Raw genomic sequence first — 7,890 nt, 5'->3', positions numbered from 1 at the left:
ACGGCTTGAAGTTCGCCCACCCCTTGAAGCTCAATACCTTCGTGATCGCCGCCGTCAACGTCGTCTTCCCATGATCTACATGCCCAATCGTCCCCACATTGACGTGCGGCTTCGTCCGCTCAAACCGCGGCTTGCTCATCGTGCGACCCCTTTCAGCAATTCGCTTCGACTCACGTCCGACCGTCTCACGCTCAACTCGACTTACCAGCCTTGGCCATCAATTCTTGCGCAATGCTCTCCGGCACCGGTGCGTAGTGATCGAATTCCATCGTGTAGGTTCCGCGCCCCTGTGTCATCGAGCGCAGATCGGTGGCGTACCCGAACATGGTCGCCAGCGGGACCATGGCGCGGATCACCTGAGCGCCCGCACGCATCTCCATTCCCTCGATGCGACCGCGACGCGCATTCAGGTCACCGATCACATCACCGGTGAACTCTTCCGGAACCACGACTTCGACACGCATGATCGGCTCGAGTATGACCGGATTGCCCCGGCGCACTCCCTCTTTCAGCGCCATGGATGCTGCGATCTTGAACGCCATCTCCGACGAGTCGACCTCGTGGTACGACCCATCGACCAGGACAGCTTTCAGGTCGATCACCGGGTACCCGGAGACGCCTCCACTCTGCATCGCCTCGCGGATTCCAGCTTCGACGGCAGGAATGTACTCTTTCGGAACGACGCCACCGACGATGCGGTCTTCGAAAACGAAGCCGCTCCCGCGTGGCAGTGGCTCCAGTTCCAACCACACATGGCCATACTGACCACGCCCGCCCGTCTGTCGGACAAAGCGACCCTCTACGCGAACCGGCCGCGTGATGGTCTCCTTGTACGCAACCTGCGGGCGCCCGATATTCGCCGCGACCTTGAACTCGCGTTGCATCCGATCGACGATCACTTCCAGGTGCAGCTCGCCCATTCCCGAAATGATCGTCTGCCCGCTTTCCGGATCAGTACGCACCTGGAAGGTCGGATCCTCCTCCGCCAGCCGTTGCAAGGCGATCGCCAGCTTGTCCTGATCAGCTCGCGTCTTCGGCTCCACGGCGACTGAGATGACCGGCTCAGGGAACTGGATCGGCTCGAGGAGAATCGGATGATCAGGATCGCACAGCGTGTCACCCGTAAACGTCTTTTTGAGCCCGATCACCGCGCAGATGTCACCAGCACCGATCCACTCCACTTCCTCGCGGTGGTTGGCATGCATCCGGAGCAAACGCGAGATGCGCTCTCGCTCCCCCTTGGTCGAGTTGTACACGTACGAACTACTGTGCAGTCGCCCCGAGTAAACGCGGACGTAGGTCAAACGCCCGACATGGGGATCCGACTGGATCTTGAACGCCAGCGCCGCAAACGGTGCCTCGTCGTCCGCCTCGCGGGTGATCTCTTCGCCGGTGACGGGGTGCGTCCCTTTGACGGGTGGAATGTCCAAGGGCGAAGGTAGGTAGTCGACGATGGCATCCAAGAGGAGCTGGACGCCCTTGTTCTTGAGCGCCGAACCGCAGAGAACCGGATACAACTGGCCGCGAATCGTGGCCGCCCGCAGCGCGCGCCGCAATTCCTCTGGAGTTGGCTCCTCCCCTTCCAGGTACCGGAGCATCAACTCCTCGTCCGTTTCGACAATCTGCTCGAGCAGCTTGTGTCGCCACTCCTGAGCCACTTCGACGTACTCGGGGGGAACCTCGCTGTCCTCGATATGCTGGCCCAAGTCGTCGTGGTAGATTTTCGCTCGGAACTCGATCAGATCGATGATGCCGCGAAACTCGGACTCCAACCCGATCGGCCATTGGATGGCGACCGGCTGAGCCCGCAATCGCTCGCGGATCATCTCGATCGCCCGGACATAGTTCGCTCCGACACGGTCGAGCTTATTGATGAAACAGATCCGCGGCACGCGGTATTTGTCCGCCTGCCGCCAGACCGTCTCCGACTGGGGCTCGACACCCTGCACGCCATCGAAGACGACGACACCGCCGTCGAGAACGCGGAGCGAACGCTCCACTTCGACCGTAAAGTCGACGTGGCCCGGTGTATCGATGATGTTGATACGGTGATCGCGCCAAAAGCAGGTCGTCGCCGCGGCAGTGATCGTGATACCGCGTTCCCGCTCCTGCACCATCCAGTCCATCGTCGCGGTTCCCTCGTGAACCTCACCGGGACGATGGACCTTCCCCGTGTAGAAGAGAATACGCTCGGTCGTCGTCGTCTTCCCCGCATCGATATGCGCGATAATACCGATATTGCGCGTACGCTGAAGCAGGACGCGCCTGGCTTCGGTCATCTGTGGTTGAACCGTACTCATCTCCCTCTGACCCCGTTCGTGCATCATCCTTTCTGAGGATTTACCACCGGTAGTGGGCGAACGCGCGGTTCGCCTCCGCCATGCGGTGCGTATCGTCCCGCTTCTTGATGGTCGCACCGGTGTTGTTGGCTGCATCGATAATCTCAGCAGCCAGCTTGTCGACGAACTTGTAACCGCTCCGGTTCCGCGCTGACTGAATGAGCCAGCGCATCGCGAGCGAGACGCGACGGTGCGGTTCCACCTGAACCGGAACCTGATAGGTCGCACCACCCACTCGACGCGGCTTGACCTCGAGCAGCGGCGAGGCATTGTGAATCGCTCGTTGGAACACCTCCAACGGGTGCTGCCCCGTGCGCTGCGCCACGATGTCCAGCGCCGAATAGACGATGCGTTCTGCAAGCGACTTCTTACCCCGCCTCATCACTTTGTTGATGAAGCGCTGCAAGAGTTCACTTCCGTATTTCGGATCGGGCGGGATGCTCCGCCGCTCGTACTTGGGCCGCCTCGGCATCGCTCGTCGCCTCCTTCTTCCGCACCTCGCTCGGCATGAGACAGACGAAGCCGGCAATCCTGGAGCGATCTCCCGATGCCGCGCTTCGTCTGCCGACAACCACCCAGCCTGGCACAGGCCAGCCGCCGCTGGACCTACTGCTTCGGCTTCTTGGTTCCGTACTTGGAGCGTCCCTGCCGGCGATTCTCGACGCCCTTCGCATCGAGTGCACCGCGCACGATGTGATAGCGCACGCCCGGCAGGTCCTTGACGCGCCCACCCCGCACGAGCACGACCGAGTGCTCCTGCAGGTTGTGACCCTCGCCAGGAATGTACGCCGTGACCTCGATTCCGTTCGTCAGCCGAACGCGGGCGATCTTGCGCAGCGCGGAGTTGGGCTTCTTCGGTGTCATCGTCCGCACTGCCACACAAACGCCACGCTTCTGCGGATTCCCCTTCGGCACTTGCCGAAGTTTACCCGCATTCCGCCCGACTCGGCTATAGACGAACTGGAGCGCCGGCGCCTTCGATTTCTTGCGCCGCCTCTCCCGCCCCTTGCGCACCAGCTGGTTGATCGTCGGCACCGTTCAGCCTCTCTCTCCGACCTGCGCCCATCGGTAGCGCATCGGCTACGCTGAACAATAACACACCCTCGTGACCCGAGATCCGGGTCACGAGGGTGTAGTGTACAGGAATCAGCCCGAATCGTCAAGCAGGTTGCCCTGTCTCAGCTTCCCCTGCCAGAAAACGACCCTCCTCGCCTCCGCTCACCGCTGGCTCACCACTGGCATCAGGTCGATCCGTTCCCGGCTGCGGCAAGGGCTCGCCACTCGGACCCAACCCGACCGCAGCCAGTCCCGCGAGAGTCGCCTCGTCCAGCGCGCTCAATGCGGCCTCACGCCGCTGCTTGCGCTCCCAGAAACCAGAACCAGCCGGAATCAGCTTTCCGATGATCACGTTCTCCTTCAGACCGCGCAGGTAATCGACCTTGCCCTGGATGGCTGCCTCGGTGAGAACCCGAGTCGTCTCCTGGAACGATGCCGCTGAAAGCCAACTTTCGGTAGCTAGCGATGCCTTGGTGATTCCCAAGAGAACCTGCTGAGCCGTTGCCGGCACCCCGCCCTGAGCGATCACTTCCTCGTTGATCCGCAGAAGCTGGGCGCGATCGAGCATCTCCCCAACCAGCAGATCAGTGTCACCCGGGTCGGTGACGGCAACTTTCCGCAGCATCTGCCGTATGATGACCTCGATATGTCGGTCATTGGTGATCACGCCCTGTGACTTGTAGACCTTCTGCACCTCGTCCAGGATGTAGCGCTGGACAGCATCCCGTCCGAGGGTATTCAGGAGTTCCTCCGGGCTCACGTTCCCGTCGGTCAGTTGTTGACCGGCCTTGACGCGCTCTCCGCTACTGACGAGGAGATGCGCTGTGGCCGTGAGGGGATATTCCTCTCGGCGTTGCTCCTCGCGACGAACGATCAGCTCGTCGCCGTCCACGAAGACTTCTCCGTCCATCGTGGCGACGATCGGCTCACCTTCTCCCTCGGCCGGCCGAGCCAACACCTGGCCTGCCGTGACCAGGTCGCCCGTGCCGACCAGCAGGACAAAGCCCTCTGGAACCCGATGCGTCTCGGTCTCCAGGCGTGCATCTTCCACGATCACCTTGCGCCCGAACTCGTCCTCGACGATCTGCACGACGCCATCGATCTTGGCGAGTACCGCTTTCCCCTTCGGCTCCCGGGCCTCGAAAAGCTCTTCGACGCGCGGTAGACCAGTCGTGATGTCCTCACCTGCTACGCCACCGGTGTGGAACGTCCGCATCGTGAGCTGCGTCCCCGGCTCACCGATGCTCTGCGCCGCGATGATGCCGACGGCCTCGCCCAGTTCGACGATCTGGCGTGTTGCCAAGTTCCGCCCATAGCACAGCCGGCACACGCCATAGTCCGCCGTGCAATAGAGTGGTGTCCGGATCATCACCGCTGTGATGCGGTGCGCCGGCTCCGACCGATCGAGCGACGCCACGATGTCCGCGACGACCGGCTCCGTGATCTCCTCGTTGCGTCGGACCAAAACGGTTCCCGTCGCCGGATCGATCAGGTCACGGGCTGCGACCCGGCCGAGGACACGGTCCGCGAACGTCTCGCGATCCGGCACATCCTCGAGGCGCACCCACATGCCGTCCTCGGTTCCACAATCGTCGATCGTGACGATCACGTCCTGCGCCACATCGACGAGTCGGCGTGTCAGGTAACCCGAGTCGGCCGTACGCAGCGCCGTATCCGCCAGACCCTTCCGCGCACCGTGGGTCGAGATGAAGTACTCGAGTACCGACAATCCCTCGCGGAAATTCGAGCGGATCGGCAACTCGATGATCTGTCCCTTGGGGTCGAGCATGAGCCCCCGCATGCCGGCCATCTGGCTGATCTGATTGATGTTCCCCTTGGCCCCCGACTTACTCATCATGTAGAGGCTGTTTTGCTCACCCAAGCTCCGCTCGACGACTTGCGCGAGCTCGTCACGCGCCTCGTTCCAGATCGACACCACCTCGCGGTGCCTCTCCGCATCGGTAATGAGACCGCGTCGATACTGACGATCGACTTCGGCCACGCGTTGCTCGGCTCGCGCGATGATTTCCGCCTTCTCCACCGGAATGTGCACGTCCGTGACGCCGATCGTGATGCCGCTCTTGGTGGCATAGTGGAAACCGAGATCCTTGATCCGATCAGCCAGCCGAGCGGTCTCATCGGCACCGAGGCGCGTGTAGCACGTGGCGATCAGCCGACGGAGCGCCTTGCGGTCCATGAGCTCGTTCCAAAAACCGAGTTCCTTCGGCAAAATCTCGTTGAACAAGACCCGCCCGACCGTCGTCTCGACGAGCTGTTCACCATGACCATCGACCTCCATCCGAACCCGGATCGGCGCTTGCAGGTCGACGGCACCGCTCTGGTAAGCGAGCACGACCTCGGCACGGTCGGCGAAGACCTTTCCCGCTCCTTTGGCATTCGGATCGGGCAAGGTCATCGCATAGCAGCCGAGAACGATATCCAACGTCGGTGCGATGACCGGTTCGCCATCCGAGGGGTCCAGCAGATTGCGCGTCGACAGCATCCGCTCGCGCGCCTCCCGCTGGGCTGCTGCCGACAGCGGGACGTGGACCGCCATCTGATCACCATCGAAGTCGGCATTGAAGGCCGCGCACACGAGCGGATGCAACTGAATGGCCGATCCCTCGATCAACTTGACTTCGAACGCTTGGATACCCAGGCGGTGCAGTGTCGGTGCCCGGTTGAGGAGAACGAGATAATTCTGGGTCACTTCCTCCAGGACATCCCAGACGCGTGGGTCCATCCGTTCGACCAGTCGCTTGGCTGCCTTGATGTTGTGGGCATGGCCGTGCACGACCAGCCGCTGCATCACGAATGGCTTGAAGAGCTCCAGTGCCATCCGCTTCGGCAATCCGCACTGGTGGAGCTTCAGGTCGGGCCCAACCACGATGACCGAGCGGCCCGAGTAATCCACGCGCTTGCCCAAGAGGTTCTGGCGGAACCGCCCCTGCTTCCCCTTGAGCATGTCGGAGAGACTCTTGAGTTTGTGCTTGCTCGTCCCAGAAACGACGCGCCCCCGCCGACCGTTGTCGATGAGCGCATCGACCGCTTCCTGTAGCATCCGCTTCTCGTTGCGGATGATGATGTCGGGCGCCCCGAGCTCCAACAGTCGCTTCAACCGATTGTTGCGATTGATGACCCGCCGGTAGAGATCGTTGAGGTCAGAGGTCGCAAAGCGCCCACCATCGAGTTGCACCATCGGCCGCAAGTCAGGCGGGATGACCGGCAAAACCGTCAGGAGCATCCATTCGGGTCGATTCCCGCTCTTGCGAAGCGCTTCCACGAGACGCAAGCGCTTCGCGATACGCTTCTGTCGCTGGCCAGTCGCCTGCGCCATCTCCGCGCGAAGCTGCGCCGAGAGCTGATCGAGGTCCATGCTCGAGACGACCTCGTAGACCGCCTCGGCACCCATCTTCGCCTCGAAGACTCCCGGAGCCAGGTCGACGAGGTCACGATACTGTTGCTCGGTCAGCACCTGGAGTTCGCGGATCTCCTGCACCTGGCGAATCAGCTCATCGGCTTCCGCTCGGAGATCCGCCTTCTGACGCTCGATCTCGCTCTGGAATGTCGCCAGTTGCTCAGCGATGCGCCCGGTCAGGAACTCCTGCTCCGCTTCGACCAGCGCCTGCTCGCCACTGACCGCGCTGCGTGCGTTGCGCTCAGCTTCGTTGACCGCCTCCTGTTCGGCCTCGTCCAAGCCAGCGAGATGCCGCTCCGACAGAATTTCTCCACGCGCAGCGATCAGGCGACCAGCGAACTCGATATCCTCTTCCGCCGGCGTTCCGAGCGCCTCCTGCAACCGTTCCCGCAACCCGGCAGCTTGGCGTCGAACGCGCTCGACTTCGCTCGCGACCCGCTCTCGCACCTCGCGTTCCAGCGCCTCTCGTCGATCCCGCAAAGCCAGCAGTTCCGTCCCCTGCGCCTCCTCCAACTCGCGACGCTTGGCCTCCAGTTGGCGATCCAACTCATCGAGCTCGGCCTGCAACTCCTGTCGGATGTTTTCGATCAGTTCCTGGCGCTTGGTCTCGTCGACACGGGTCACGAGATACGAGGCGAAGTACAGCACACGCTCCAGGTTGCGGGGAGTGATGTCGAGGAGCAGCCCGAGCCGACTGGGCGTCCCCTTCACATACCAGATGTGCGCGACCGGCGCAGCGAGTTCGATGTGCCCCATCCGCTCGCGCCGAACCTTGGAGCGGGTGACCTCGACTCCGCATTTGTCACAGATCGTCCCCGCGTACCGCTGCCGCTTGTACTTCCCACAGTAGCATTCGAAATCCTTGGTCGGACCGAAAATCCGCTCGCAAAAGAGTCCACCATGCTCGGGCTTGAGCGTGCGATAGTTGATCGTCTCTGGTTTGGTCACCTCCCCGTACGACCAACTCCGGATCGCCTCCGGCGAGGCCAATCCGATCCGGATCGCTTCGAAGTGATTGACATCGATCGCTTTTCGTGTCTCGCGCTGGCGTGCGACGGTGCTCATGCGCACTCACCC

General features: G+C 62.2%; 5 protein-coding genes. All 5 read right to left on the bottom strand.

From position 1 onward, the window contains the following. On the bottom strand, positions 1-139 hold a 139-nt coding region (locus ACWIVK_RS04970; RefSeq protein ID WP_448575474.1), incomplete at its 3' end, for a GTP-binding protein. A 52-nt stretch (positions 140-191) separates the two neighbouring features. Further along, positions 192-2,300: an elongation factor G gene (gene fusA / locus ACWIVK_RS04965; protein WP_448575472.1), complete on the bottom strand. Its 2,109-nt coding sequence runs from the start codon at positions 2,298-2,300 to the stop codon at positions 192-194. 40 nt (positions 2,301-2,340) lie between these two features. Beyond that, positions 2,341-2,811, bottom strand: coding sequence for a 30S ribosomal protein S7 (gene rpsG / locus ACWIVK_RS04960; protein ID WP_448575471.1), 471 nt, complete (start codon positions 2,809-2,811; stop codon positions 2,341-2,343). Positions 2,812-2,945: 134 nt separating this feature from the next. Next, entirely contained in the window at positions 2,946-3,374 is a 429-nt protein-coding gene (gene rpsL, locus ACWIVK_RS04955) for a 30S ribosomal protein S12 (protein WP_448575470.1), read from the bottom strand. 124 nt (positions 3,375-3,498) lie between these two features. Further along, entirely contained in the window at positions 3,499-7,878 is a 4,380-nt protein-coding gene (rpoC, locus tag ACWIVK_RS04950; protein WP_448575469.1) for a DNA-directed RNA polymerase subunit beta', read from the bottom strand. Positions 7,879-7,890 lie beyond the last annotated feature (12 nt).

The sequence above is a fragment of the Thermomicrobium sp. genome (assembly GCF_053493975.1).
This window is presented reverse-complemented; position numbering and strand designations above follow the sequence as displayed.

What these genes read in the sequence shown, in the direction of transcription:
- fusA (WP_448575472.1), bottom strand. Translation starts at nt 2,300, where the DNA reads ATGAGTACGGTTCAACCACAGATGACCGAAGCCAGGCGCGTCCTGCTT.
- rpsG (WP_448575471.1), bottom strand. Translation starts at nt 2,811, where the DNA reads ATGCCGAGGCGGCCCAAGTACGAGCGGCGGAGCATCCCGCCCGATCCG.
- rpoC (WP_448575469.1), bottom strand. Translation starts at nt 7,878, where the DNA reads ATGAGCACCGTCGCACGCCAGCGCGAGACACGAAAAGCGATCGATGTC.